Annotated in this window: 31 protein-coding genes and 1 tRNA gene; 8 read left to right on the top strand and 24 right to left on the bottom strand. The window is 29.4% G+C overall.

The features are described 5' to 3' along the window. Nucleotides 1–25 precede the first annotated feature (25 nt). The 21 genes from ABIN17_02760 to plsY form a co-directional block, all read right to left on the bottom strand. Nucleotides 26–328, bottom strand: a complete 303-nt coding sequence (locus ABIN17_02760) for a DUF4388 domain-containing protein (GenBank protein ID MEO0283976.1) — start codon at nt 326–328, stop codon at nt 26–28. Nucleotides 329–331: 3 nt separating this feature from the next. Further along, nucleotides 332–724: a response regulator gene (locus tag ABIN17_02755; GenBank protein MEO0283975.1), complete on the bottom strand. Its 393-nt coding sequence runs from the start codon at nt 722–724 to the stop codon at nt 332–334. Next, nucleotides 714–2,333 carry a HAMP domain-containing sensor histidine kinase gene (locus ABIN17_02750; protein MEO0283974.1) on the bottom strand — a complete coding sequence of 540 codons (1,620 nt, stop codon included), beginning with the start codon at nt 2,331–2,333 and terminating at the stop codon, nt 714–716. Before ABIN17_02750 ends, ABIN17_02755 begins: the two co-directional genes overlap by 11 nt. Then, on the bottom strand, nt 2,333–2,866 hold the full coding sequence (locus tag ABIN17_02745; protein MEO0283973.1) for a phosphatase PAP2 family protein: 534 nt from the start codon (nt 2,864–2,866) through the stop codon (nt 2,333–2,335). Before ABIN17_02745 ends, ABIN17_02750 begins: the two co-directional genes overlap by 1 nt. Then, the gene (locus ABIN17_02740) at nt 2,863–3,633 is read right to left on the bottom strand and encodes a metallophosphoesterase family protein (GenBank protein MEO0283972.1); all 771 of its coding nucleotides are present in this window, start codon (nt 3,631–3,633) and stop codon (nt 2,863–2,865) included. Before ABIN17_02740 ends, ABIN17_02745 begins: the two co-directional genes overlap by 4 nt. After that, nucleotides 3,630–4,040 (bottom strand): transcription antitermination factor NusB, encoded by a 411-nt coding sequence (gene nusB / locus ABIN17_02735; GenBank protein MEO0283971.1) that lies wholly within the window; start codon nt 4,038–4,040, stop codon nt 3,630–3,632. Before nusB ends, ABIN17_02740 begins: the two co-directional genes overlap by 4 nt. Beyond that, nucleotides 4,021–5,130 (bottom strand): histidinol-phosphate transaminase, encoded by a 1,110-nt coding sequence (hisC, locus tag ABIN17_02730; protein MEO0283970.1) that lies wholly within the window; start codon nt 5,128–5,130, stop codon nt 4,021–4,023. Before hisC ends, nusB begins: the two co-directional genes overlap by 20 nt. After that, nucleotides 5,111–5,953, bottom strand: coding sequence for an MBL fold metallo-hydrolase (locus ABIN17_02725; GenBank protein ID MEO0283969.1), 843 nt, complete (start codon nt 5,951–5,953; stop codon nt 5,111–5,113). The genes hisC and ABIN17_02725 overlap by 20 nt, the downstream gene beginning before the upstream one ends. After that, nucleotides 5,925–6,401 (bottom strand): ribose 5-phosphate isomerase B, encoded by a 477-nt coding sequence (gene rpiB, locus ABIN17_02720; protein ID MEO0283968.1) that lies wholly within the window; start codon nt 6,399–6,401, stop codon nt 5,925–5,927. Before rpiB ends, ABIN17_02725 begins: the two co-directional genes overlap by 29 nt. Beyond that, complete coding sequence (locus ABIN17_02715) at nt 6,380–7,306, bottom strand: branched-chain amino acid transaminase (GenBank protein MEO0283967.1); 927 nt, start codon at nt 7,304–7,306, stop codon at nt 6,380–6,382. The genes rpiB and ABIN17_02715 overlap by 22 nt, the downstream gene beginning before the upstream one ends. Nucleotides 7,307–7,448: 142 nt before the next feature. Beyond that, nucleotides 7,449–7,784, bottom strand: a complete 336-nt coding sequence (locus tag ABIN17_02710; protein ID MEO0283966.1) for a hypothetical protein — start codon at nt 7,782–7,784, stop codon at nt 7,449–7,451. Beyond that, complete coding sequence (locus ABIN17_02705) at nt 7,781–9,031, bottom strand: cation:proton antiporter (GenBank protein ID MEO0283965.1); 1,251 nt, start codon at nt 9,029–9,031, stop codon at nt 7,781–7,783. The genes ABIN17_02710 and ABIN17_02705 overlap by 4 nt, the downstream gene beginning before the upstream one ends. Nucleotides 9,032–9,066: 35 nt before the next feature. Continuing rightward, nucleotides 9,067–10,320 carry a ribosome biogenesis GTPase Der gene (gene der / locus ABIN17_02700; protein MEO0283964.1) on the bottom strand — a complete coding sequence of 418 codons (1,254 nt, stop codon included), beginning with the start codon at nt 10,318–10,320 and terminating at the stop codon, nt 9,067–9,069. Further along, a complete protein-coding gene (locus tag ABIN17_02695; protein ID MEO0283963.1) occupies nt 10,317–10,571 on the bottom strand; it encodes a hypothetical protein in 255 nt (84 codons plus the stop codon). The genes der and ABIN17_02695 overlap by 4 nt, the downstream gene beginning before the upstream one ends. Nucleotides 10,572–10,653: 82 nt before the next feature. Beyond that, a complete protein-coding gene (locus ABIN17_02690; GenBank protein MEO0283962.1) occupies nt 10,654–10,929 on the bottom strand; it encodes an HU family DNA-binding protein in 276 nt (91 codons plus the stop codon). A gap of 146 nt (nt 10,930–11,075) precedes the next feature. Next, nucleotides 11,076–12,152, bottom strand: coding sequence for a lipid-A-disaccharide synthase (lpxB, locus tag ABIN17_02685; protein ID MEO0283961.1), 1,077 nt, complete (start codon nt 12,150–12,152; stop codon nt 11,076–11,078). Then, on the bottom strand, nt 12,149–12,718 hold the full coding sequence (locus ABIN17_02680) for a methyltransferase (protein ID MEO0283960.1): 570 nt from the start codon (nt 12,716–12,718) through the stop codon (nt 12,149–12,151). Before ABIN17_02680 ends, lpxB begins: the two co-directional genes overlap by 4 nt. Next, nucleotides 12,715–13,650, bottom strand: coding sequence for a Gfo/Idh/MocA family oxidoreductase (locus ABIN17_02675; protein MEO0283959.1), 936 nt, complete (start codon nt 13,648–13,650; stop codon nt 12,715–12,717). The genes ABIN17_02680 and ABIN17_02675 overlap by 4 nt, the downstream gene beginning before the upstream one ends. Next, entirely contained in the window at nt 13,647–14,336 is a 690-nt protein-coding gene (locus tag ABIN17_02670) for a hypothetical protein (GenBank protein MEO0283958.1), read from the bottom strand. The genes ABIN17_02675 and ABIN17_02670 overlap by 4 nt, the downstream gene beginning before the upstream one ends. A 34-nt stretch (nt 14,337–14,370) precedes the next feature. Beyond that, on the bottom strand, nt 14,371–15,213 hold the full coding sequence (locus ABIN17_02665) for a glycoside hydrolase family 3 N-terminal domain-containing protein (protein MEO0283957.1): 843 nt from the start codon (nt 15,211–15,213) through the stop codon (nt 14,371–14,373). Then, complete coding sequence (gene plsY, locus ABIN17_02660; protein MEO0283956.1) at nt 15,210–15,797, bottom strand: glycerol-3-phosphate 1-O-acyltransferase PlsY; 588 nt, start codon at nt 15,795–15,797, stop codon at nt 15,210–15,212. Before plsY ends, ABIN17_02665 begins: the two co-directional genes overlap by 4 nt. A gap of 30 nt (nt 15,798–15,827) precedes the next feature. On the opposite strand from plsY, the gene ABIN17_02655 reads away from it, so the two are divergent. Genes ABIN17_02655 through ABIN17_02640 form a run of 4 tightly spaced genes read left to right on the top strand, consistent with a single transcriptional unit; the run spans nt 15,828 to nt 20,281 of the window. Next, entirely contained in the window at nt 15,828–16,967 is a 1,140-nt protein-coding gene (locus ABIN17_02655; GenBank protein ID MEO0283955.1) for an O-antigen polymerase, read from the top strand. After that, nucleotides 16,939–17,991, top strand: coding sequence for a glycosyltransferase (locus ABIN17_02650; protein ID MEO0283954.1), 1,053 nt, complete (start codon nt 16,939–16,941; stop codon nt 17,989–17,991). The genes ABIN17_02655 and ABIN17_02650 overlap by 29 nt, the downstream gene beginning before the upstream one ends. Nucleotides 17,992–17,993: 2 nt before the next feature. Further along, entirely contained in the window at nt 17,994–18,956 is a 963-nt protein-coding gene (locus ABIN17_02645; GenBank protein MEO0283953.1) for a glycosyltransferase family 1 protein, read from the top strand. After that, nucleotides 18,938–20,281 (top strand): DHH family phosphoesterase, encoded by a 1,344-nt coding sequence (locus ABIN17_02640; protein ID MEO0283952.1) that lies wholly within the window; start codon nt 18,938–18,940, stop codon nt 20,279–20,281. Before ABIN17_02645 ends, ABIN17_02640 begins: the two co-directional genes overlap by 19 nt. Here ABIN17_02640 and ispF read toward each other — a convergent pair. The 3 genes from ispF to ABIN17_02625 all read right to left on the bottom strand — a co-directional run bounded on the left by ispF (nt 20,278) and on the right by ABIN17_02625 (nt 21,756). Continuing rightward, entirely contained in the window at nt 20,278–21,399 is a 1,122-nt protein-coding gene (ispF, locus tag ABIN17_02635; GenBank protein ID MEO0283951.1) for a 2-C-methyl-D-erythritol 2,4-cyclodiphosphate synthase, read from the bottom strand. The genes ABIN17_02640 and ispF overlap by 4 nt on opposite strands. Beyond that, nucleotides 21,396–21,662, bottom strand: coding sequence for a hypothetical protein (locus tag ABIN17_02630; protein MEO0283950.1), 267 nt, complete (start codon nt 21,660–21,662; stop codon nt 21,396–21,398). Before ABIN17_02630 ends, ispF begins: the two co-directional genes overlap by 4 nt. Before the next feature lie 10 nt (nt 21,663–21,672). Beyond that, nucleotides 21,673–21,756 (bottom strand) — tRNA-Leu (locus ABIN17_02625). A gap of 86 nt (nt 21,757–21,842) precedes the next feature. Here ABIN17_02625 and acpP point away from each other — a divergent pair. From acpP to ABIN17_02605, 4 genes are read left to right on the top strand one after another with little or no spacing between them, the layout of a single operon-like run. Continuing rightward, nucleotides 21,843–22,079, top strand: coding sequence for an acyl carrier protein (gene acpP, locus ABIN17_02620; protein MEO0283949.1), 237 nt, complete (start codon nt 21,843–21,845; stop codon nt 22,077–22,079). Then, nucleotides 22,076–23,317 carry a beta-ketoacyl-ACP synthase II gene (gene fabF / locus ABIN17_02615; protein ID MEO0283948.1) on the top strand — a complete coding sequence of 414 codons (1,242 nt, stop codon included), beginning with the start codon at nt 22,076–22,078 and terminating at the stop codon, nt 23,315–23,317. The genes acpP and fabF overlap by 4 nt, the downstream gene beginning before the upstream one ends. Before the next feature lie 2 nt (nt 23,318–23,319). After that, nucleotides 23,320–24,333 (top strand): recombinase RecA, encoded by a 1,014-nt coding sequence (gene recA, locus ABIN17_02610; GenBank protein ID MEO0283947.1) that lies wholly within the window; start codon nt 23,320–23,322, stop codon nt 24,331–24,333. Continuing rightward, on the top strand, nt 24,329–25,222 hold the full coding sequence (locus ABIN17_02605; GenBank protein ID MEO0283946.1) for a YegS/Rv2252/BmrU family lipid kinase: 894 nt from the start codon (nt 24,329–24,331) through the stop codon (nt 25,220–25,222). Before recA ends, ABIN17_02605 begins: the two co-directional genes overlap by 5 nt. The last annotated feature ends 145 nt before the right edge of the window (nt 25,223–25,367 follow it).

Below are 25,367 nucleotides of genomic sequence, written 5' to 3'. Positions count from 1 at the left end.
GAATGTCCAATTGTAAAAATTTCCTTTACAATTTCAAAATAACCTCATCTGGGTCAATAAAAGAGACAGTATCCATCTGTTCTTCTGTTGGTTCAAGGGTAAAAGTTCCTTCCTCCTGTCTTAAAAGTTCAAGAACCTCCTGTTCAAGATATTCCTTTTTTATGCTTTCTCCCTGTTTCTTAACAGCAACAATCATTCCCTTTGTAAAATATATCTCACCTTTTCTTGTGGCACCATCTATAATCAGTTTACCGGATTTGGAAAGCCTTTTTATAAACTTTAAGATATCTTCAATTTTTACATCTCTTAAATCACCTATAAGTGCCATTTTTCACTCCTTTTTTATTTCAACCCCGAGAATTTTAAGAACTCTTGAGAGAAACTCTTTCAGTTTAAAAGGTTTTTCAAAGTATGCCTCAACACCAATATTTTCAGCCTCCTTTCTTACAGCATCTGAACCATAAGCAGTCATCAAAATCAGATGAGTATCAGGGCTTATTTCTTTTGCAGCCTTCAGAAGATCCATCCCATTCATATGCCCGGGAAGTTTTAAATCTGAAACTATAAGGTCAAACTTTTTTTCCTTTATCTTCTCTAATCCCTCTTCAGCAGTTTCACAGAGAACAACTTCAAAAGTTCCTGTTGCTGAAAAGAGTATATCATAAAGAGTCATCCCGAGCAATTTTTCATCTTCTACAATTAAAATTCTTTTTTCAGGTTTCATATTCTTTAATTTTAGTAGGATTTGAACCTTTAATAAATTTCTCAGGAATATAAATCATAAATTTTGTTCCTTTTCCTATTATACTTGAAACATAAATAGTAAATCCATGAGCTTCTATTACTTTTTTTACAAAAGAAAGTCCAAGTCCTGCTCCTTTTTCCTTTGTAGTAAAGAAAGGCTCAAAAATTTTATCTAAATATTTACTCTCTATTCCTTTACCAGTATCCTCAATCTCAAGAACAAAATCCTTATTCTTTTTAAAATTAACAAAAATTTTACCCTCCTTTTCAATTGCTTCAATTGAATTTTTAATAAGATTTAAAAGGGTAAGTTCAAACTTAATCTCATCACAAAGTAAGTTTATATCATCAGGTATATCTATGAAAAACTCTATATTTTTACCTTTAACAAAAAAATGGGAGATTGAGACTATTTTTTGAGCCATTTCTTTTAAAGAATTTAAGGTTATATTGAGTTTGAATGGCTTTGATATTTCAAGTAGAGACATTAAAACATAGTGCATTATCTCTCCTTCTTCTTTTAATGCCTTTATAAGTTCTTTAATTTTTTCATCCTTAACCCTTAACTCTATAATTTCACTAACCCCCAAAACTCCTGAAATTAAATTCTTAAGTTCATGAATTAATCCTGCTGTTATTTTTCCTATAAAAGCCATCTTCTCTTCCTGAGATCTTCTTTCAACAAGATATTTGATTTCCTCTTCAAGCGTTTCCTTCCTTTCCCTTATTTCCTTTATAAAATTTATATTTTCAATTGCAATAGATAAAGCATTTGAAATCATCTCAAAGGTTTTAATCTCCTCTTCATCAAAAGTCCCCCTTTTCCTTTTTATATAAAAAACACCATGAACAAAATCCTTTGTAGGAACAAGTATTGCAAGTTCCCCTTCTTTTAAAACTGTCTTCATCTTCTTAATTGCCTCCCCAGGAAAGGAAAACTCTATATTTAAAATATCAAACTCCCTTTTACCCCTGAACATAACCGGAATTAAAACATTACCCTTAACCTTATAAAAACATAAAGATTCAATATCATAAAGATTTTCGTAAATATTTTTTATAACATACTCAAGAAGCCTATCTTCATCTAAAACCCTTGTTGAAAACAGAACAAGGTCATAACTCAATTCAAGCCTCTCAATTGATTCTTTCCTCTTTTTATGCAAATAGGAAGAAAAAAATAAAGGACCTATAAAGGAGGAAAGAATTTTAAGGTCATTAAAAACCTCCTCTGAAAGATCATCCCTGAAATCAATCAATATAAAACCAAAAAGTTTTCCAAAGTGATAAAAGGGAAAATAAAAAATGTAATTGCATTCTGGACTTAAACCTTCGTAAAAAGGAATACTCTTTACAGAAAGGAAAAAAACCTCCTTTGAATTAAAAAGAAAATTTTTAATTTTATCTTCATTTTCATACTTTCTGAATAAAGGCTTTATCTCCTCTTCTTTTTCACCAATAAATACATCAAAGGATAAATAACCTTTAAAAAAATTCCTTAAAAAGGCATCAAGGAATCTTTTTACCCTCTCAAGATCAGTTTCTGCTGAAATTTCTTTTAAAAAAGAAAGAAGAATTCCTGTATCCATTATTTAATTTTAAATTTTAATAGATTACTTTCGTATTTCATTATAATTATACCAAAAGAAATACCAAGAAGTGAACCTGCTAAAACATCCGTTGTCCAGTGTCTATCCAAGTATATTCTTGATACTCCAACAAGACTTGACCATAAAAAAAATGGAATAGTTAAATTTTTATGCCTTTTAGATAAAATATAGGAAAAAGCAAAAGAACCTGATGCATGGCCTGAGGGAAAAGAAGAATTAAAAGGATTTTCATTTCCACCTGAAGGTCTTTCCCTCCTTGTAATGTATTTAATCAAAAGGGTTAAAAAGGAAACAGAGCTTACTCCAATAAAAGAGAGTTTTGCGTCATCCCTTTCATGCTCTGAAAAAAGAGTGGAAAGTAAAACATGAGTTAAAAGGAAAAACTCCTTATCAGCACTTTCTGTTATAACTAAAAAAGTTTTATCAAGAAAAGGAGTTCTATTCCTCTGAAAGATATCCCTTACACTTCTATCAAAGGAATTATCAAAAATTAAAAAAATTAAAAGAATCATCTTCCGTAAAGAAGCCTATCACCTAAAAATTGTGGCAAACCAGCATCAATTATCTTTTTTCTTGCTTTTTCAACATCATATAAAACCCTGTAAAAAAAAATCTCTTTTTTTTCTAAATCAAAAATTAAAAAAGAAGCTCTTGGATCACCATCTCTCGGTTGACCAACACTCCCTGGATTAATAAGGTAATCTGTATTTTTTTCTAAAGAAAATTTAAAAATAAAAAAATCTTTTTTTTCTTCATAAAAGATATCCTGAAACCCAAATTTTTGATATTCTCCTTCTTTTTTTCTTTTAAAAATCACAGGTATGTGGGAGTGTCCAAAGAAAGTAATTCTTTTATCTATACTTTGAAATTCAAAAATTGCCTCTTCAAGGGAAAAGATATATACAAAGGATTCTGGAGCTGAAGGGGCTGTATGAACAATATCAACTTCCTTATTAACTTCTTCCTTAAAATTTAATTTTTCTATGAATTTTCTGTTCTCATATGTTAAAACTTTTTCAGTCCACTCAATTGCTTTTAATGCATACTCATTAAGGTTATTTCTTTCTTCATAATTTATCAAGGAGTAATCATGATTACCACAAACTGTGAGTTTTGAATTCTCCCTTATAAAATCGGTACATAAATTTGGATCAGCTCCGTAACCTATTATATCACCCAGGCATAGAATCTCATCATAACCTTCTTTTTTCGCCACTTCAATTACCTTACTTAAAGATTCAAAGTTAGAATGTATATCAGAAATTACAAGATATCTCATTTTCTTAAAGATTTCCCAATACTATCAAGGACACCGTTTATAAATTTAACCGCATTTTCATCTATAAAACTATTGGCAATTTTTAAAAGTTCTTCAATTATAACATTTAAAGGAGTATCTGGATAAAAAAGTATTTCACCCACTCCAAACCTCAATATTGATTTTTCATAGGGTAAAATTCTTTCAAAATCCCAGTTTTTTAAATTTTTTTTTATTAAATCATCTATAACATTCAAATTTTTTAAAATTTTTTCTAAATATTCCCTTGCTAATGTAGTCTCTTCAACCTTTTCTTTCTCAACCAATTCAAGGGGATTATCTCCTAAAAGCTCAAATCTATAAAGTAAATTTATAGCCAAAAGTCTTGCCTTTGTTTTTTTCTTGAATCTAATTCTTAAGGATTTCATGAAGGGCTTTAATAAGTTTTATGTTATCCTTCCTTCTTCCAACCGTAATTCTCAAAGAATTGGGGAAAATACTCCCTGGCAAAGGTCTTGTTATTATACCTCTTTTAAGAAGTTCCTCATAAATTTTTCTTACATCCATATTAAACCTTACAAAAATAAAATTGGTATCAGATTTTAAATAAAATAGGTTCATTTTATCAAAATTTTTGTATAAAAATTCCTTTTCCCTTTTAATCCTTTTTCTTGATTCCTCTAAAAATTTTTCATCATCAAGAGCATAAAGAGCTGCAATTTGAGCTAATCTATTCACATTAAATGGAATTTTTACCTTTAAAAGGGCATTTATTATTTCTGGTCTTGCAAGCATATATCCAACCCTTAAACCTGCCAAGCCGTAAGCCTTTGAAAGTGTCCTTATAATTATAAGATTTTTATATTCTCTGTAAAGTTTCATACTGTCAGGAAAACTTTTGCTTTCTACAAAATGATTGTAAGCTTCATCAAATATAACAAGAGTATCTTCACTGACCTTTTTTAAAAGATATAAAGCTTCATCATGGGAAAAACTTGTTCCAGTAGGGTTATTTGGATTTGCTAAAAATATAACTTTCGTATCATCTCTTAGATTTTCTGCAATTTTAACAGGGTCACAGGCCAAATTTTCTTCTTTTAAAGGAACTTCAATAATTTTAGCATTGTAAATTTTTGAAACTATTTTATACATTGGGAAAGAACCAGTATTAAAAATAACTGAAACTTTATTATCAATAAAAGCCAAACCAATATAGTAAAGAAGCTCAACTGAACCATTACCAATGAGCACTTCCTCTTCACTAACATCGTGTTTTTTTGCAATTTTTTTTCTTAAATAATATGATGTATCATCAGGATAGTAATTCATTTCCTTTAAAAATTTTCTCATAGCCTTTAAAGCAAGGGGAGAAACTCCGTAAAGATTTTCATTTGATGCTAATTTTATAACTTCAGAAAGACCGAGCTCCCTTTTAACCTCTTCTATTGGCTTTCCTGGCTCATAAGGTGTGAGGTCAATTAAATGTTCTTTGATTAATTTACAAATTTTTTCCTTCATAGTATTTCCTCCTTAAGCTTTCCAAAGGGGAATCCTCTTCCCCTGAAAACATAGCACAGGTTAAAATTCTTTCACCAAAAATTTCCTTAAATTTTTTAATGTAATCCTTATAACTTAAATCTCTAATAAAATGATGATCAATTATTACTTTGCTTTTCTCATTTTCTTTTAAAAAATCCGATAGATCATTTATAAATTCTTCTATATCCTTTTTTTTACTCTGATATAGGGAGGGTCCATCAAGAAAAAAATAATCAAGTCTTTTACCCCTTAAAAAATCTTTTAATGTTAAATCCCATAAACCCTGTGTGTCCGAGGAATAGAAAAATTTTTCCTCTTCCTCTAAAAAAAAACCTATAACTTTACCTTGTTTTTTTTCTTTACCATGCCAAAGTCCACCCGAAAAAGTAATTTTTGTTTTTCCAAAAATAAAATCCTTTGAATCAGCAAAAAAATATTTAATAGCTTTTTTTTCTAAATCTTCTATAAATCTTTTTGCACGGATAATCTGCATATGATTCATATCTCTTTTATAATCTTTTATAAAAAGTCTTTTATTTATAAAAATATCTGTATCAAAAAAGGGAAAATGGTCATTATGATAATGGGTAATTATCACAATATCACTCTCTTTAACATGCTCTCTTATTTTTCTGTAGGTTTCATTTAACTTTTTAATTTCAAGGGGGGAAGGGGGATAATTATTTCTTCTCGGTGCAAGGGCACAGGATGGGTCAACTATAATTTTTAAATCACCAGTTTCAATGAAAAGAGCAAAAGACCTTGTTCCAAGACTATCTGCTCCCAGTGGGACAATTTTCATAATCCAAAATTTTTTTAATTCTTCTCTCGTGTCTTCCACCTTCAAAAGGAGTCTCAACAAATTTAAGGACAATCCTTTTTAATTCCTCCTCATCTTTAAAATTCTTTGAGCCGAGAGCTAAAACATTTGCATCATTATGAGCTCTTGCAAGATAGGCATCTTCTTCATCCCTGCATAAAGCAGCTCTTATTCCCTTCACCTTATTAGCAGCAATCATCATTCCGATTCCTGTCATACATATGAGGATTCCAAAATGAGCTTTACCTCCCTTTATTTCTTCTCCGACTCTTATTGCGAAGTCAGGATAATCAGATGATTCTTCTGAAAAACTTCCGAGATCAATTACTTCAAAGTCTTTTTCCTCTAAAATTTTTTTTATAATTTCTTTTATTTTGAAACCCCTGTGATCAGCACCAATAGCAATTTTTATTTTAAAGGCGTCAGCCATCCGTATTTATCCTCTATCTCGCCATTTACATAACTGAAAAATAGTTCTTGAAGATGCTTTGTTACAGGACCTCTTTCACCTTTACCTATTATCATTTTATCAATACTTCTTATGGGTGTAATCTCTGCAGCAGTTCCTGTAAAGAAAACTTCATCAGCTATATAAAGAAATTCTCTCGGTAACATAACTTCTCTAACTTCATAACCAGCATCACGAGCAAGTCTTATTACTGTATCCCTTGTTATACCCGGTAAAATGCAGGCATCAAGAAAAGGAGTATAAATTATTCCATCCCTTACTGCAAATATATTTTCCCCTGAACCTTCTGAAACAAATCCCATTGCATCAAGAGCAATTCCTTCTGAAAATCCATAAAGAACCGCTTCCATTTTAATGAGCTGTCCATTTGCATAATTTCCAGAAGCTTTCGCAAGAGGTGGAACAGTATTTGGTGCTATTCTTGTCCATGAAGAGACCATAACATCAACACCTTTTTCAAGGGCTTCAGGACCTAAATATTTACCCCATTCCCACACTGCAATGGCAACTTCCACAGGACAATCAATAGGGTTAACACCCAGGGAATGATACCCCCTATAAACAATTGGTCTTATATAACATTCAGATAAATCATTTTTAATAACTGTCTCTTTACAGGCATTCATGATTTCTTCCATGGAGTAAGGTATTTCCATTCTGTATATTTTAGCAGAATCAAAAAGTCTCCTAATATGTTCCCTTAATCTGAAAATAAATGAGCCTTTTTTTGTTTTATAACACCTTATTCCTTCAAAGACAGAAGAGGCATAATGAAGAGCATGTGTTAATACATGGATCTTTGCATCTTTCCATGGCACAAATTTACCATTCATCCATATATATTTTGCTTCCTTTAATCCAGCCATTTTTAAAAAATTGTTTATAGGGAATTTAACCCAATATATTTTTTAAAAAAAACATTAAAACCCCTCCTTAAAATGTACTTTAAAATTGATATTTTATTAATTTCTTCTCCTTGCTTTCCTTTTCTTAATATAATAAAATAAATCATAGACTGTCTATAAAATCTTCAAATTTTTTTGCCTTTTCAAAATTGATAAACCTTATAATTGGTAAAATATTTTCTTTAATATAAACTTTAAGAGATTCATAAATAATAAAATCAATATTTTCCCCAGATATTTTTAATTCTGATTCAAAAGGTTCTATATCTTTTATTTCCACAACAATTTTATCTTTTTTCTTCTCATATTCAATTATCTTTTCCTTTTCAGTATGTGTATCAAGAATTTTTTTGAATCCTCTATTTTCTAAATTATTCTTAAAAACTTCAAAAAAACCTGATATAAAATTATCCTTTCCTTTAAATTTTAATTCTTTCATCTTATTCCTTCTTTTTTTATTTTTAAAATAGGAACAAGTAAAATCGGGGCAAGAAAAGTTGTAATTGCTGTTACCATTATACTAACTCCGTAAATATCATGAGTTATAGCACCCCTTGCAAGAGCAACTCCAGCAACAATCAGTGCTACTTCACCCCTCGGTATCATACCTGATCCAACCCTTAATGCTCCTATAAAATTGAATCTTATTAATAGAGCAGGGATTCCACAACCAAAAATCTTTGTTATAATTGCGATAAATGTAATTACAATACCAAATAAAATTGATTTCCCCATTGCATTTAAATCAACAAGCATACCCATAACAACAAAGAATATAGGTACAAGAAAATGGTAAGCACCTTTTAAATCTTCAATAATTTCTTCCTTCAATTCTGTAGTTGAAAAAGCAAGACCCATTGCATAAGCTCCAATTATCATAGCAAGACCAAAGGATTCAGCAAGATAAGAAGCAAAATAAGTAAGAGCAAGTATTATAGAAAGCCATGCTCCTTCAGATTTAAGTTTTTTTAAAATTTTTGTTAGGGGTTTGGCAATAAATATACCAATAATAAGAATTATAAACCAGATTGATATAGCTTTAAAGGTAATAAAGATTGCTTTATTTATTGAAACATGACCCATATCTATTATGCTGATTACAATGGTAAGAACCAAAATACCCAGAACATCATCTACAACAGCAGCTGCAAGTATTGTAACACCCTCAGGAGTATTAATCTTCCCAAGATCAGATAAAATTCTTGCGGTTATTCCAACGGATGTGGCTGTTAAAATTGCACCCATAAAAAGACTCTCCGGACTCATGAAGGAATCAGCAAAACCAAACCAGATTGTAAAAAGGTTACCAAGGAAAAAAGGAAAAATAACTCCACCTACTGCTACTATAAAGGCAGGCAAGGAATATCTTAAGAAAAGAGAAAGTTCTGTCTCAACTCCTGAAATAAAAAGAAGTATTATTACAGAAACCTGGGCAAGGGAGTAAAGTTCAGGTGATATACCAAGTATATTTGAATTAACCAAGGGAAAGAGGGGAGATGCGTGAGGTAAATTTATGTGCTTACCCAAAAAAAAGGGACTTATTAAGACTCCTGCTAAAAGTTCACCAAGAACAGCAGGTTGTTTAAAAAATCTTTCAAAAATTTCTCCACCTATTTTGGCAAAAAATATTATTACAGAGATCTGGGCTACAAGATGGAAGGCAATTTCAGCCAGATTAGATTCCATTAATCTTTAATTTTATTATTAAAAATTATTAATTTTCAATATAGAGTATTCAAAATTTTTAAAGGAACCCCCATTAACCCAAAATCTTTCCTCATCTGATTTTTTATATATCTTATATAATAAGTTGGTAAATAATCCTCTGAAATAACTTCATAAACTCTCGGAATTTTGCTTTTCTCTCTTATATCCTTAATAAAAAAAGGAGGGGAATTTTCTTTCACAACTTTTGACAAAAATTTTTTAAGAAGCGATTTTTTAATTACTTTATTCATCTCTTTCCAGACACTTCTTATAGTTAAATAAAGGGTTTCAATACCGAGCTTTTCTTTTGCAGAAACGAGGATTATTGGAACATAAGAAATATAAGGATAGATTTCCTTCAAATCCTTATAAATTTTTTCAACCTCTTTTTCTTTTAAAAGATCAATCTTGTTTAAAGCAATAATTATACCTTTACCCTTTTCCTCAATTAATGAGAAAATTTTTCTTTCAATTTTTGTAAAGGGTTCACGGATATCTATCACAAATATAACAATTAATGAGTAATCAATAGAGTGAGATGTTTTTATATAGGAAAAATATTCAAGATCATTATTAAATTTTTTTCTAATTCCTGCAGTATCAATAAATATAAATTCATCTTTAAAAGCTTCAACAGGATCCCTTGTTGTTCCTGGAACAGGTGATACAATCGCATAATCTTCTCCTATAAGGGAATTTAAGAGTGAGGACTTACCCACATTGGGTCTTCCAATTATTGTTACAGGAATCCTTTTCTCTTCGGTTACCTTAAAGGGGAAATCTTTAATTAGGCTTTCAATTATCTCAGAAATACCCCACTTTTGAGTGGCTGATATTTTAAAAATTTTCTCTTCAGGTATTGAAAGTTCATAAAAATCAAGAATTTTTTTATCTTTAACATCAATTTTATTTATGATAAGATAGATCGGTTTATTTTTAGTTCTCAGCAAATTCATGATCTCTTTATCTCCCTCTGTCAAACCCTCCTTGGCGTCAACTACAAAGAGATAAAGGTCAGCCTCATCTATTATTTTGAAAACCTTTGACTTTACCTCTTCTTTTAACTCATCCTCAGGACCAAAAAGACCACCTGTATCACAAATCTCAAAAATATTTCCATCATATAAAACTCTCTTTCTCAAAACATCCCTTGTAATTCCAGGTAACCTGTGGGTTACAGCTATATTTTTGCCAACTATTGAATTAAAAAGGGTGCTCTTTCCTACATTAACCCTTCCTACAATTACAAAAAAGGGAATTTTTTTCACTTCTTAATATAATAAATAGAAATAACAAGGTAAAAAAGAGAAATATAAAAATTTTTAAAAGAAATGTTAAAAATAACAGCAGAAAGAGAAAGAGTTGAAAATCTTAATATATATAAAACCTTTTCCTCATTAATAATTTTTTTATAAAACCTATATAAGGGAAAAATTTCTAAAAATAAAAGAGAATAAAAAAACAAAAAAATTGAAACAAAAAGAGAAAGGAATCTTATTTCTCTTAAATAAAGGGGCAAAAACAAGGAAATTAAATAAGGTATAAGGAAAAATAAAATAAAGTAAAAAATTTTAGAACCGGGGGACGGTTTTCTAATTATATTACTTCTTTACAAGGTTTTTAAGTTCTGAAGAAGGTCTGAAGAAAGGAACCTTCTGGGCAGGAATTGTTATTTCTGCCCCTGTTCTTGGATTTCTTCCTTTTCTCTGTTTTCTCTTTTTAACTCCAAAAGTTCCAAATCCAACAAGTCTTAGCTCTTCTCCCTTTTTAAGGGTTTGTTTTACTGCATCAATAAAAGCATCAACAGCCGCTGCTGCGGCTTTTTTTGCTATTTTTGCCTTACTGGCAACATGGTCAATAAGTTCAGCTTTATTCATATTTCACCTCCTTTTTTTTATTTAATTTTAAAGATTTTCCGTCCCCCGGGTTCATATTTAATTATAACATAAAAGAAAACTTTTGTCAAGTCTTAATGTTGAAAAAGCACATTTTCAAAAATTAGTTTTTAAAACCATTATAAATACTATTTTTCATTTATGTTATTTAGTATCAAATAAACTGGATTAAATTTTTCATTGTTAGAGAGCATTTTTCTTATCGTTTCAAGTTCACACAAAATTCTTTCTAATTTTTTTTCATCTTTAGAAAGTGAAACTAAAAAATCTCTTATATCTTTAAGTTTTATATGTTGAATATATTCAGGTATTATTTTCTTTCCACTTATTATGTTTACAAGAGACACATAAGGAACTTTTGTTAAAATTCTGGCAAGGTAATATGTAAGTTCTGATACCTTATAAATCACAACCATGGGAGTTCCCGCAAGGGCACATTCAAGAGAAGCTGTTCCACTAACTGTTATAGCAAATTTAGATTTTTCTATATAAGGGGTTGGATCCTTATCTATAACTTCAAACTTATTTTTTATCCTCTCTAAAATATCTTTTTCAGGATAAATAATGGATATTAAAAACTTATAGTCTTTAAAATCTTCTTCTATATAATCCCTTATTTTTATCATATCAATAATATGTCTTTCTATTTCTTTTTTCCTTGAGCCCGGAAGGAAAATAATCCATTTTTCTTTATTTAAATTCCACTTAATTCTTTCGGCAATAGGAGTGCCTACAAAAAAAGCGGGAACCCCTTTTTTTCTTAAAAAGTCTGCTTCAAAAGGAAAGGTAGATAAAACTCTGTCAGTATATCTTCTTAAATCCTTAATTCTCCATGATCCCCACGCCCAGACCTGAGGAGGAATGTAGTAAAAAACTTCCCTTTCTATTTTCTTTAAATATTTTGCAAGAACCAAATTGAAACCAGGAAAATCAACAAGAACTATTTTTTTTATATCATTCTTTCTGACAAAGTATATAATTTCTTTTAGTAAATTTTTAAAAAAGCTCACTATACTTATTGCCTCTGTAAATCCAACAACTGCTTTTTCCGTTATATCTTTTATAAGAAGAGCACCCTTTTTCTCCATTTCTTTACCGCCATAGGCAAAAATCTCAATATCTTTTCTTTTTTCTAAAATCTTTTCAATTAGATAAGAAGCATTCTTATCACCTGAGATTTCACCTGCTACAAAAAGTATTTTCATTTTAAATAAATAATTAAAAACCCTAAAAGAATAAGAAAAAGAATTAAAAAAATGGTTGATTTTTCAAATTTAAAAACTTCAAGAAAATTATATAACTTTTTTGTTCTTTTTGAATAAGGTTTTAATTTTGGAAAAAATCTGTAAGTATTTTTTTTATAACTTTTATATTCCTCTCCAAATTCCTTTTCAAGAAAATTTTCTTCCTCAAGAACTATAAGAAAATACTGAAGGAAAAAAAGAAAGATAAAAAGCAAAAAGAAATATAAGGGAGGGTTATAAAAAATCATAATAGAAAGGGATATGAAAAAATTTCCAAGATATATTGGGTTTCTTAAAAAAGCATAAGGACCACCTGTCACAAGAAAGTTAGCTTTAAGATCTTTTGCCCTTGTCGATTCACCCGCATACATTAAACTGTAAATTCTCAAAAGCTCTCCTAAAATTAAAAGAGGAAGTGAAAGAAAAAAATTTTTTACATTAGGATTTATAAAAAATAAAATTATTATAAAAAAGGGTATTCCTGTTTTATCCCTATTTTTGTAAAGAAATTTACCAATCTTTTTCAAAATTTTATCCTTTTTAAGTTATTTTCAATTATCTTCTTTATTCTGAGCGCAACCTTTAAACTTTTTAAAGCCTCTTTACCATCAACCAGAACTTTTTCATTATATAAGCAAGCTCTTACGAAACTTTTTAATTCTTCTTTAAGTGGATTGATATTTATAACATCAACAGGATAAGGCAAGATATGAGAATTTCTCTTTATATATACCTGTGCATCCTTTTCCTTTAAATCAACGGAAATATATGTATCCTTCTGGAAAAACCTGATTTTTCTGAAAGGCTCCCTTGAAATCCTTGAAGCTGTTAAATTACAAACAGAGCCATCCTCAAATTCTATCCTTACATTTGCAATATCAATCTTATCAGTTATAACAGGCACACCAACTGCATCTATTTTCTTAATTTGTGATTCTTTAAAAATAAAGAGAAGATCTATATCGTGAATCATAAGATCAAGGATTACATCCACATCTGTTCCCCTTCCCACAAAGGTAGATAGTCTCTCTGCCTCAATAAACATTGGATTTTTTATTATATTTTTTACACTTAAAATACCAGGATTTAACCTTTCAACAAATCCAACTTGCAAAATTAAATTTCTACTTCCCGCTTCCTTTATAAGTCTTTTTGCTTCACTCATTTTAGTTGTTAAAGGTTTTTCCATAAATAAGTGCTTATTATTCTTTAAAACCATTAAACCAACTTCATAATGATTAAGTGTTGGAACAGCACAGGTTATAGCCTCAACTTTTTCCATAAGATCATAGGGAGTTTTAGCAGGATAAACTGAAAGCTCTCTTGCAACCTCTTTTGTCCTTTCCTCCCTTATATCATAAACTCCGATAAGTTCTGCTTCTTCAATTTCCTTTAATAGTTTAGCATGAATTGAGCCGAGATAACCAACACCAATTACCCCGACTTTAAGCTTTTTCAAAGGTATCCCTTATAACCAACAGAAAAGGTTCTTATATGATTATCTGATAAAAGATCTCTGAAAGAAAAAGAAAAGAAAAATTGATCCTGAAGATTAAAAAGAACCCCAGCATTAAAAATTCCCTTTTTGTGAATGGGATCATTAAAACCAAAGGAATATTCTGAAAATATTGAAAATTCAGGGGAAAAATTTAAAATAAGGGAAGAAAAAACATCCATTCCGTTTTTTTCATCCTTTGTTTCAAAGGTTCTATTTATTCCTCCATTTAAAATAAATCCTCTTAAAATATTTAAATCCTTGCTAATAGCAAGGAAAATACCCTTTGATTTAACAAAGTATCTTTCTGTTAACTCAAAATATTCATCAAAACCCTGTGTTTCAATACCGAGTAAAACAGAAGGTAAATAGATAGATTCTTCAATAAGAAGATAAGATACATTAATACCTGGGAATGGATAAAACTCTACTTTTTGATCCCCTACAATACCAAGTCCTCCATACCTCAAACCAAAAGAAAATTTATCAAGAATACTAGCATCAAGGGAAAATAGTAGGCCTCCTTTTTTTTGAAACCTTATGTCAAATTTAAACTCACCTCTTGAAAGAATCTTTGCAAAAGGAAAATCTCCTGGTGATAAGGAAAGGGAAAATAGAATACTTGGAAAAATGAAAAGAAATTTTCTCATATTGAAAAATTTTATGATTAAACTTATAGAATTTTCAAAAGATTTCTGAAAATTTAGAAATTAAAATAAGGTTACAACCTGCTTTTAAAGAAAATTCAATACTTTCCCTTAAAGAATAATATTTTTTTATACCTCCCATTAATAAATCATCAGTTATTATTTTACCTTTAAATAAAAGTTTTTTTCTTAAAATTTCCTTTAAAAAAAATTCAGAAAATAAAACAGGATCTTCTGATATTTTTTCATATTTAATAAATCCAGCCATTATATACTCAATACCATTTTTTATTAGAACCTCATAGGGTAAAAAATCTCTTTCAAGTTCCAAAAGAAAACAATATGAAACAGGAAGCTCTCTGTGAGGATCTTCCTTTGCTCTTGCCTGATTTATAAAATGTTTAGCACAGCAAGAAACTCCTTCTTCTTTCATTATTCTAAAAAATTTAAGAGAATACTCTGACACAATTTTAGGATCATTTCCAAAACTTCTTCCCTTTTTACATATAACTTCATTTTCACTATCAAAACAAATATCAACACATGGAGCAAAATTTATATCAATACCCAGATCTTTCATTTTCCTTGCCATTTCTCTAACATCTTTTTCATACTCTATAAAAGGCATTTTGCTCCATTCCTTAGGTGAAGGAAAACCATCAAGAATCCATGAAGCATATCCACCTTCTTGGTCTGTGGCAATTTTTAAATCGTATTGAGCAAAATTTTTTACATCCCTTAAAAATTCCTTAATTTCTTTTAAATCCTTATTTCTAAAACAGCTTTTTAAAAAAATAGCAAAGGGTTTTATGTTTTTAACAATTTCAAATCCTTCCTCAAAATCTTCAATTCCAATAATAAAATTCTTATAAGGATTCACCTAAAACTAATTTTTCTCTCCTTACCCTCAATTATTCTTTTAATATTTGACCTGTGAGTAAAGAAAATAAAAAATACTGTTATAAAAAGTAAAATATCAAAGTAAAGAGGGTAGCTTTCAACAAATATACTTACAATTAAAATAGTAAGAGAGGCAGAAAGGGAGCCAAGGGAAACCATTCTGAATAGAAGAATAACTGCAACAAAAACTATAGCACCTATTAATATAGGAAAGGGAATTAAAGCTAAAAAGGCTCCAAATAAAGTTGCAACACCCTTTCCACCTTTAAATAAAAAAAAAGGAGAGGTTATATGACCCAAAACAGTTAAAAAGGCAACTAAACTTGCAAAATCAAAGGAAAAAAGTTTTAAGGCAAAAAAGGTTGGGAAAAAGGCTTTACTTAAATCAAAAAATAGTGTTAAAATACCGAGCTTTTTATCAAACCTGAGAACATTTGTAGCACCTATATTACCGCTTCCGAATTTTCTAATATCCTCACCCTTGAAAATTTTAACAAATATAAATCCGTATGGAACAGAACCTGAAAGGTAGGAAAGAACCAAATAAATTAATTTAAAATGCATTTTATTATTCTAAATTTTTATAATTTCAAAATGAAAATCCTTGCAGAATTTTTTTCCCTTGTACCTCCCATTTTCTTTCCCTTGTCTGTTTCAGTTTCATCAGTTTTGTTTATTCTTCTTATAATATCTCCAGTTTTAAAATTTAAGGAATTTTTAAACTTCTCAAAAAAATACAGGATCTTTTATATTCTTCTTTTTCTTTTTTTTATTTCCTATATATTTTCTTCTATTTTTTCCTATAATCCCCTATACAGCTTGAAAAAAATCCGGGAATTTTTATTTTACCTTGCAATTCCTTCCACTATATTTATTTTTCAGGGATATAAAAAAAGGGAAAGAATTTTAAAAATTTTTATTTTATTTTCCCTTTTAAGTGCTTTCTATTCCTTCTTTCAAATTCTAAAGGGAAAAGGTGATGAAATTAGGGCTCACGGTTTTTTTCTTCATCATTTAACCTATTCAGGCTTTTTAATTATTCCCATTATATTTTCAATGGGGTTTCTCTTAACTTCAAGGAAAAAAGGAAAAGTTTTTTATCTATTTTCCTTTTTTTTGCTTATAACAGCTTTGATATTAACAGATTCAAGGGGAGCCCTTTTTTCTCTTTTTATTTCCTCAATAATTTTAATTTTTAAATTAAAGAAAAAACTAATTTTACCAATTTTTTTAATTTTTACTTTATTTCTGATTCTATTTTTAATAAAAAATCCTCTTAATATAAGAAAAATTGGATTAAGAAAGGAAAGTATAAAAAAAAGAACTCTTTTAATAAAGGCTTTTCCTGAATTCTTTTTTAAAAAACCAATTTTCGGATATGGAAGAGTCTACACAGAAAAATGGATTAAAACTATTGATAAAAAAAAATATAAAGAAGATAGCGTTAAAATTTTAAGAGAAATGAACCACTTTCATAACAGTTTTCTTCAAATAATTTTTTATTTTGGAATTATAGGTTTTTTAATTTTATATTTCATTTATTTTTATCTTTTAAAAACTTTATATTCAAAAAAAACAATTCTATCTTTTTTAACCTTTACAAATCTTTTAGCCTTTCTTATTCATGGCTTTTTTGAAATAAACATTTTTGCTGAGGAAATTTTTTTACCACTTTTTTATTTTATTGGAATTTCCTTAAGTGAAGATGAAAATAATTCTTTATTCAGGGTATAAACCCTATGCTACTGTTAGTTATTTTTATAAGTATCTCAAAAGAATAAACCCTGATACAATCTTTGTGTCATATGACGAGGGAACAGATTATTTTATAAATTCAAGAAAAATATTTTTAAAAAAAATATTCAAAGAAATATTTGAACCTGATTTATTTATTTATGTTGAAACAGATCCTGGAAATGGTTTCTGGATTGAGGATATAAATGAGGCAAAGGTTAAAAAGGCATGCTGGCTCATTGATAACCACTTAAATTTTATCTGGCATAAAAATTTTGCTAAACTCTTTGATTATGTTTTTGTGGCACAAAAATCCCTTATCCCATGGTTTAAGAAATATGGATTAACTCCCCTTTTTTTACCCCTTGCCTGTGATCCTGAAATACATAAAGAATGGTTTAATGAAAAAGAGTATGATATTGTTTTTATAGGTCACCTAAATAAAGAAAGGGAAAAATTTTTAAAAGAAATCGAAAAAAATTTTAAAGGAATAAAGTTAAAGGTAATGGAAAAGATATATCTTGAAGAAATGGCAAAAATGCAGAGTAAGGGAAAAATAGGTTTTAATTTACCTGTTAGAAAGGATATAAATATGAGAACCTTTGAAGTTCCTGCCTGTGGCTGTCTTTTATTTTCTCCCTATATAAAACACCTTGAAGAAATTTTTAATGAAGAGGAAATAGTTATTTACAAAAACAAAAAAGATATTTTTAGAAAAATAGAATTTTATTTAGAAAATAAAGAAGAATGGGAAGAAAAGAGAAAAAGGGGAAAGGAAAAAGTTTTGAAGGAGCATAGTTATCTTAAAAGGGTAATAGATTTTTTGGGTAAAATTAAGGAAGAAAAAGATAAAGGAAAGATCAGTTATTTTGATTTTTACTATTTAAAGACTAAAAAACCTTTCAGAAAATACTTTGTTCTTAAAGATTTTCTTAAAATTTTAAAATTTAAAAAATTAATTCAAAATTTTTGGATTGAATTCTTAATAAAAATTAGAAAAAAACTTAAAAAATTTCCTTATTAAAAATGAAAATTTTTATTGATATAACTCCTTTAAGATACACCTTTTCTGGAATTCAGGTTTTTACTTTGAATCTTATAAAGGAATTTAAAAAAATGGGAGAAGAGGTAATTGAAATAAAAAAACCTTTTATAAGATTAATTTTCTCTAAAGGAGATGTTTATTTAGGGCCGGATGGGAGAATACCTTTTTTAAAAAAATTTAAGATTATAAGCACAATAATTCATGATATATGTTTTGAAACAGAGCCTTCTTTATTTCCTTCTAATTCAATAAAACTCGCAAGGAAAAAAGTAAAAAGAGCTCTTTTAAAATCAGATGTTATTTTTGTTCCATCAGAATTTACAAAAGAAAATATAAAAAAATTTTACGGATTTGAAAATAAAATAGAAATTGTTTATCCTGGAGTTAAAATTCCTGAAAATATAAAAAAAACCTTTGATGTTCCTGAAAAATTCTTTTTATTTGTAGGAACGGTTCAAAAGAGAAAAAATCTTATTAATCTTATTAAAGCTTTTAAAGAATTGAGTTTAAAAGAATTTTACCTTTTATTAGCAGGTGAAAGGGGATTTGGTTTTGAAGAAATTGAAAGAGAAATAGGTGGTAATGTAATCTGGTTAAAAAGAAATTTAACTCAGGAAGAAATATTTTTTCTATATAAAAATTGTACTAGCCTCATTTACCCGAGCTTCTGTGAAGGTTTTGGTCTTCCTGTTCTTGAAGCAATGATTTCAAAAAAACCTGTAATAGCAACACCTCTTCCGGTTTTTAAAGAGTTTGCTCAAGATAGTATTTTTTATTTAAAGGGATTTGATAAAAACTCTATAAAAGAGGGTATAATTAATTTTATTCAAGAAAGTGAGGAGAATATTAAAAACAAAGTTCTTAAAGGTTACGAAATCGCAAAAAACTTTACTTGGGAAAAAACAAGTCTTAAAATATTAAAAAAATGGAAGGAAATGATCTAATAAAAAGGTTAATAGAAAATCCAAAATTATTATCACCTGACCTTGAGCCGAGTTTCTATGAATATGAAAATATAGAAAGATTCTTTGAAATTTTAAAAGAAAAAAGTGAAATTGGTGAAAAATTACTTGTTATAGGGCATGAGGATGTGGATGGTATAGCATCTCTTTTAGGGATAGAAATTTTACTTAAAGAAATGGAACTCAACTTTAATCCTTACCTACCCTCAAGGGAAAATGAATCATACGGAATATCTGACAGTGTTATTGAAAGGTTAAAAAGTGAAAATTTTGATTTTTTAATAACGGTTGATTGCGGTCTTTCAAACATAATGGAGATTAAACACTTAAGAGAACTTGGCTTTGATGTTTTTGTTATTGACCATCATTTTGAAGGTAATTTTGAAGAGGAAAATTTAATACATCCTTTTAAGGGAAAAGGGTTTCCCTTTTTATCTAATGGTGTTTTGGTTTTTATTTTGCTTTTTAAAAAATTTGAAGAAAATTTATGGAAAGAAAAGAAATTTTTTGATTTTGTTTATCTATCAGGACTCTCTGTTTTGTCAGATAAAGTTCCTATTTGCTCAGTAAACCAGTATGTTTTAAATAAAAGTGAAACCATTTTCCCAGAAACTGAAATTTATAAAATTTTTAATGAGGTAAATATGAAACCTCCCCAGTTCAAGGAAATATCAAAGATTATCCCCCTTATTCCTGCAAGGAATGGTACTCACTTAATTTTAGATTTTTTAAGAGAAACTGAGGTTTTAGGAAAAAAGAAAATAATGAGAGAAATAATTTCAACTTATATTGAAGAGCAAAGAAATTTTGAAGAATCTCTTTTTATTTCAAAAAATTCAATTTATACTGAAAATAACATAAACTTTATTATATCAAAAAAAATAAATCCAAGATATGCAGGATGGATAGCAGGAAGATTTTTAAAGGAAAATAATTTTCCTTCAATATGCATAACAAGAAAAAATAATGAATGGATAGGTGAAGCGAGATCAAAACCGCCTCTTTCTGTTTTGAAGTTATTAAGGGAAATCTCCTTTTTATTTGAAGAATTTGGGGGGCATCCCTTTGCCTGCGGATTTAGAATAAAAGAAGAAAATATTGAACCTTTAATCAAGAACATAAAAATATTATCAGGTGATTTAAAGAACTTTATCCCTGAACCTGATCTTATACTTGATGAGAAAGAATTTAAGGAATTAAGAGAAATATTAGAAAAAATTGCCAAGACCGGAATTAATTTTTATATTAAAGTAGGTGAAAAAATCTTTTATTCAACCAAGGAGGGAATTTTAACCTTAAATTTTTAAATAGTGGATTTTGCTGTAAGGACTGTGTAGGAAAAAATAAAATTTTTAAAAAGACCTTCTGTTGTTTTTGCTTTTATATTTATCCTTCCGGGTTCAATCTTCATAATTTTTGCAAGGTTTTCCCTTATCTTTTTCTTTTTTTCACCCAATTTGGGCTCATCAAGAAGTATAGTTATATCTACATTAATAATATCGTAACCCTCATTTTTAAAAAGATTCATTATTTTTTTTAAGAAGATTTTTGAACTTTTACCCTTCCATCTTTCATCTTTATCAGGAAAAAAATCGCCTATATCTCCTTTTCCCAAAACACCAAGTAAAGCATCACATAGGGAATGAATAAGAGCATCACCATCAGAGTGTCCAAGAGCAAAAATTCCCCTTTTAACACTTAGACCACCTATATAGAGGGAACCTTTACCTTTTACCAATTTATGGGAATCAAACCCGAAACCTATTTTAAAGGAAAATAAATTAAGGAATTCTTGCATATTTATCAGATCTTCATCAAAGGTAATTTTAAAGTTAAAAAAAGAATCTTTTATAAAAAAGGGACTTATATTTAAAACTTCTTTCAAAAGAGTGCTTTCATCAGGGAAATCCCTTCTTTTAGTTTTTTGAAGAGCTTTTAAAATTAAATCTTTTTTTGTTGCCTGTGGGGTGTGAATTAATTTAATCTTCTCTCTTTCAATTTTCTCATTTTCATAAAAAACAGTATCAGATGGATTATAAAAGGGAACAATTATTTCTTTTTCAGAAAGTTTTTCTCTCATTTTACTTAAAAGTTTTAAAGAAAAAAAGGGACGGGCAAGGTCATGTATAAAAACATAATTATAAGAGGCATTTTTAACACCCTTTTCCATACTTAAACACCTTGTTTTACCACCTTCTACCACTTTAATTTTTAATTTATAATTTTCTTTCTCAATTTCTTTCTTTATATCTTTTACAAACTGTTTGGGACACACAAGGATAATTTCACCTATGAATTTTAAATTAGAAAGTTTATTTATAAGAAAAAGGTAAAGTGGTTTATTATTGAGTTTTAAAGAGATTTTGGGTTTTCCAAATCTTTTTCCTTTTCCTGCTCCGAGTAAAATAAAAGAGGTATCTCTCAAATTTTCTGGAGTAAGTAAATCATAAGGAAAATTAGGACAAAGGTTAATAGGTTAATTGTGAATACAAATCCAAATTTTAAGTTAATTATCATTAGATTTAATTTTATTTCTTCTATTCCAACCTTGGCATTATAAAGTATTGCTTCTCTTGCAGGAGACTGTGGTAAAAAATATTTTAAGATAACTCCCATTATATCACCGAGTGCTCCTGCAAGTATTACAGCAATAATATTTCTAAGTGTAAAAATTTTTCTTGAGCTCATAAAAAATTTATGCCGGGGGCGGGACTCGAACCCGCACGGGGTTTCCCCCAGGGGATTTTAAGTCCCCTACGTCTACCGGTTCCGTCACCCCGGCAAAGTTTAATTTGCTTTTTATATTTTAATAAAATTATAATTTTTTTTCAACAGGTTCAATTCCTTTGGTTAAAAGGAGGTTATTTAATGGATGTTTTTAACACTTTAAGGGATATAATTGTGGAAGAACTGAATGTAACACCAGAGCAGGTAACATTGGAAGCAAGATTTCAGGAGGATCTGGGAGCAGATTCTCTTGATGTTGTGGAACTTGTAATGAAAATAGAAGAAAAATTTGGTATTGAGATACCGGATGAAGATGCAGAAAAGATAAGAACAGTTAAGGATGCAGTTGAGTATATTGAAAATAAATTAAAAACATGAAAAGGGCTGTTGTAACAGGGATAGGTATTCTCACATCCCTTGGTAAAACAAAAGAGGAAAATTTCAATAATTTACTTAAAGGGAAAAGTGGAGTAAAATTTATTGAAAAATTTGATGTTTCTGATTTCTCATCAAAAATTGCAGCTGAAATAAAAAATTTTGATCCAACAGATAGACTTTCTCCAAAGGAAATAAAAAGACAGGATCTTTTTGTAATTTATTCTCTTTATGTTGTAGAGGAGGCACTTAAAGATGCTGGATGGGATAAGGGATTTCCTTATAAAGGTGAAGAAGTTGGTGTTATAATTTCTTCAGGGATTGGTGGAATTATTACCCTTGAGGAGGAAATCAAGAAAATGGTGCAAAAAGGGGCAAAATGGGTCTCTCCTTTTCTTGTTCCCATGATGATACCTGATATGGCTTCTGGTGTAATTTCAATAAAATATGGTTTTAAAGGTCCTAATTTTTGTGTTGTTTCCGCTTGTGCTTCAAGTGCTCATGCTCTCGGTGAGGCAAAGTTAATAATAGAAAAGGGTTATGCCAAAGCAATGGTAGTAGGAGGTGCAGAAGCTCCTATAACCCCAATAGCTGTAGCTGGATTCGGAAATATGAAGGCACTATCAACAAGAAACGATGAGCCAGAAAAAGCTTCAAGACCTTTTGATAAATTAAGAGATGGTTTTGTTATGGGTGAAGGATGTGCTGTTCTAATACTTGAGGAAAAGGAAAGTGCTATAAAAAGGGGAGCAAGAATTTATGCAGAACTAATAGGCTATGGAGCAACAGCAGATGCATTCCATATCACAGCCCCTTGTACTGATGGAGAGGGAGCTTATAGAGCCATGAAGATGGCCTGTGAGGATGGAAAAGTAAATCCGGAAGAAATAGATTATATAAATGCTCATGGAACAGCAACACCAAGAGGTGATGTAGCTGAGACCCTTGCGATCAAGAAACTCATGGGAGAAAGAGCATATAAGGTGCCTATAAATTCAACAAAGAGTATGTTAGGACATTTATTAGGCGGAGCAGGTGCCCTTGAAGCAGCTGTTACTGCCCTTTCAATTTATCACAAAAAGGTCCACCCTACAATTAACCTTGAAGTTCCTGATCCTGAATGTGATCTTGATTATGTTAAAGAGGGTTCAAGAGAAGTAGATATAAGGTATGCTCTCTCAAATTCTTTTGGTTTCGGGGGGCATAACTGTTCCCTTTTATTTAAAAAATTTGAGGAATAATTATGAAGGATGATAGAAAAAAAGCACTCGAGATAGCTATAAAGCAAATAGAAAAAATTCATGGTAAGGGAGCAATAATGAGATTAGGAGAGAAAGAATTAATAAAAGTACCTGTAATTTCTACGGGTTCAATATCCCTTGACCTTGCACTTGGAATAGGTGGTTATCCAAGGGGAAGAATAATTGAAATTTTTGGACCTGAGGCATCGGGAAAAACAACCCTTGCATTACATGCAATTGCTGAGGTTCAAAAAGAGGGTGGGATTGCAGCCTTTATAGATGCTGAACATGCTCTTGACCCTGTTTATGCTGAAAAACTTGGTGTTAATCTTTCTGAATTATGGATCTCTCAACCAGATACAGGGGAGCAGGCTCTTGAAATTGCAGAAACTCTTGTTCGTTCAGGAGCTGTGGACTTAATAGTTGTTGATTCAGTTGCTGCCCTTGTTCCAAAAGCAGAAATAACAGGTGAAATGGGAGAAGCTCATGTGGGACTTCAGGCAAGGCTTATGTCCCAGGCTATGAGAAAACTTGCAGGAGTATTAAATAAATCAAAAACCTGTGCGATATTTATAAACCAGATAAGACATAGAATAGGAGTTTTATATGGAAATCCTGAAACAACTCCAGGGGGTCTTGCTTTAAAGTTCCATGCTTCTTTAAGGCTTGAAATAAAGAAAGTTGAAACAATCAAATCAGATGAGGAAGTAATAGGAAATAGGGTGAAGGTAAAGGTTGTTAAAAATAAACTCGCACCACCTTTTAAAGAGGCTACTTTTGATATTTTATATGGAAAGGGAATATCAAAAGAAAGTGAATTAATTGATCTTGCTGTGGAAAAAGGAATTATTCAGAAATCAGGGGCCTGGTATGCTTATAAGGGGAGACAACTTGGTCAGGGAAAAGATAATGTAAGAAAAATTCTTGAAGAAGATAAAAAACTATTTGAGGAAATTGAAAAAGAGTTAAAAAAAGAACTTTTTGAAAAGGATATAAAGGAAGAGAAAAAAGATTAGAGTCGGAATAATTCTTAACCCTTATTCAGGTTCAGGAAAATCTAATAAAATTTTAAGATGGTTAAAAGAAAAATTAAAAGGTGATAGATATAGTTATTTTATTGAAATTCTGGAAAAAGGTAAAAGTATTAGGGAAAATTTATTAAGGTTATGGGAGAAAAAGGTAAGCAAAATAATTGTTTTAGGGGGTGATGGAACACTTTTTCACATTATAAATAATATACCAAAAAATTTTAATATTCCTTTTTCTCTTTTTCCTTCTGGTTCAGGTAATGATTTTATAAAAACAATTTTTCGAAATAAAAAGGATATTTCCTTTTTTTATGAAGTTTTTAAAAGAGGAATTATTAAAAGTACCTATACGGGTGAAGTAATAACTAAAAATAAAAGATATTTTTTTGTGAACGCAGCAGGGATTGGTTTTGACGCTAAAATTGCAAAAAGAGCTCTTAAAATAAGGTCTCTAAGGGGTTTATTGAGGTATCTTCTTTCACTTTTTATAGAGTTAAGGGGAAAAATTTCCTATGAGATGGAAATAGAAGATAGGGAGAAAGTTTTAAAGGGAAAATATTTGATACTGGGTTTAGGTATAGGGAAATATTTGGGTGGTGGTTTCTATTTATTTCCAGATGCTTCTCCCTTTGATAATAAACTTTCTATATGTATTATTAAAGATATGGATAAGATAAATGTTTTTAAAAAATTGCCCCATGCAATTAAGGGAACACACCTTTCTTTACCAGAGTGTATTTATTTTAAAAGAGAAGATATAAATCTAAAATTAAAAGAAGAAATATTCATTCAATTGGATGGAGAGGTTTTTAAACTTAAAGATAATGAAATAAAAGCAAAGATCTCAGATATAAAATTCAATCTTCTTTATATCTGATTGACAAATTAAACTAAAAAACATTAATAATTATCTATGAAATGTGGATATAAAAAAATTTTTTTTCTAAAGAAAAAAATAATAAAAAAAATTGTAAAACAACAAGATTTTAAAAAAATAACAAAAGTATACATGTGGAAATTTT

The sequence above is a fragment of the candidate division WOR-3 bacterium genome, assembly GCA_039803925.1.
Classification (GTDB): domain Bacteria; phylum Hydrothermota; class Hydrothermia; order Hydrothermales; family JAJRUZ01; genus JBCNVI01.
The sequence above is the reverse complement of the archived record's forward strand: the minus strand, read 5'-3'. Positions and strand labels throughout refer to the sequence as shown.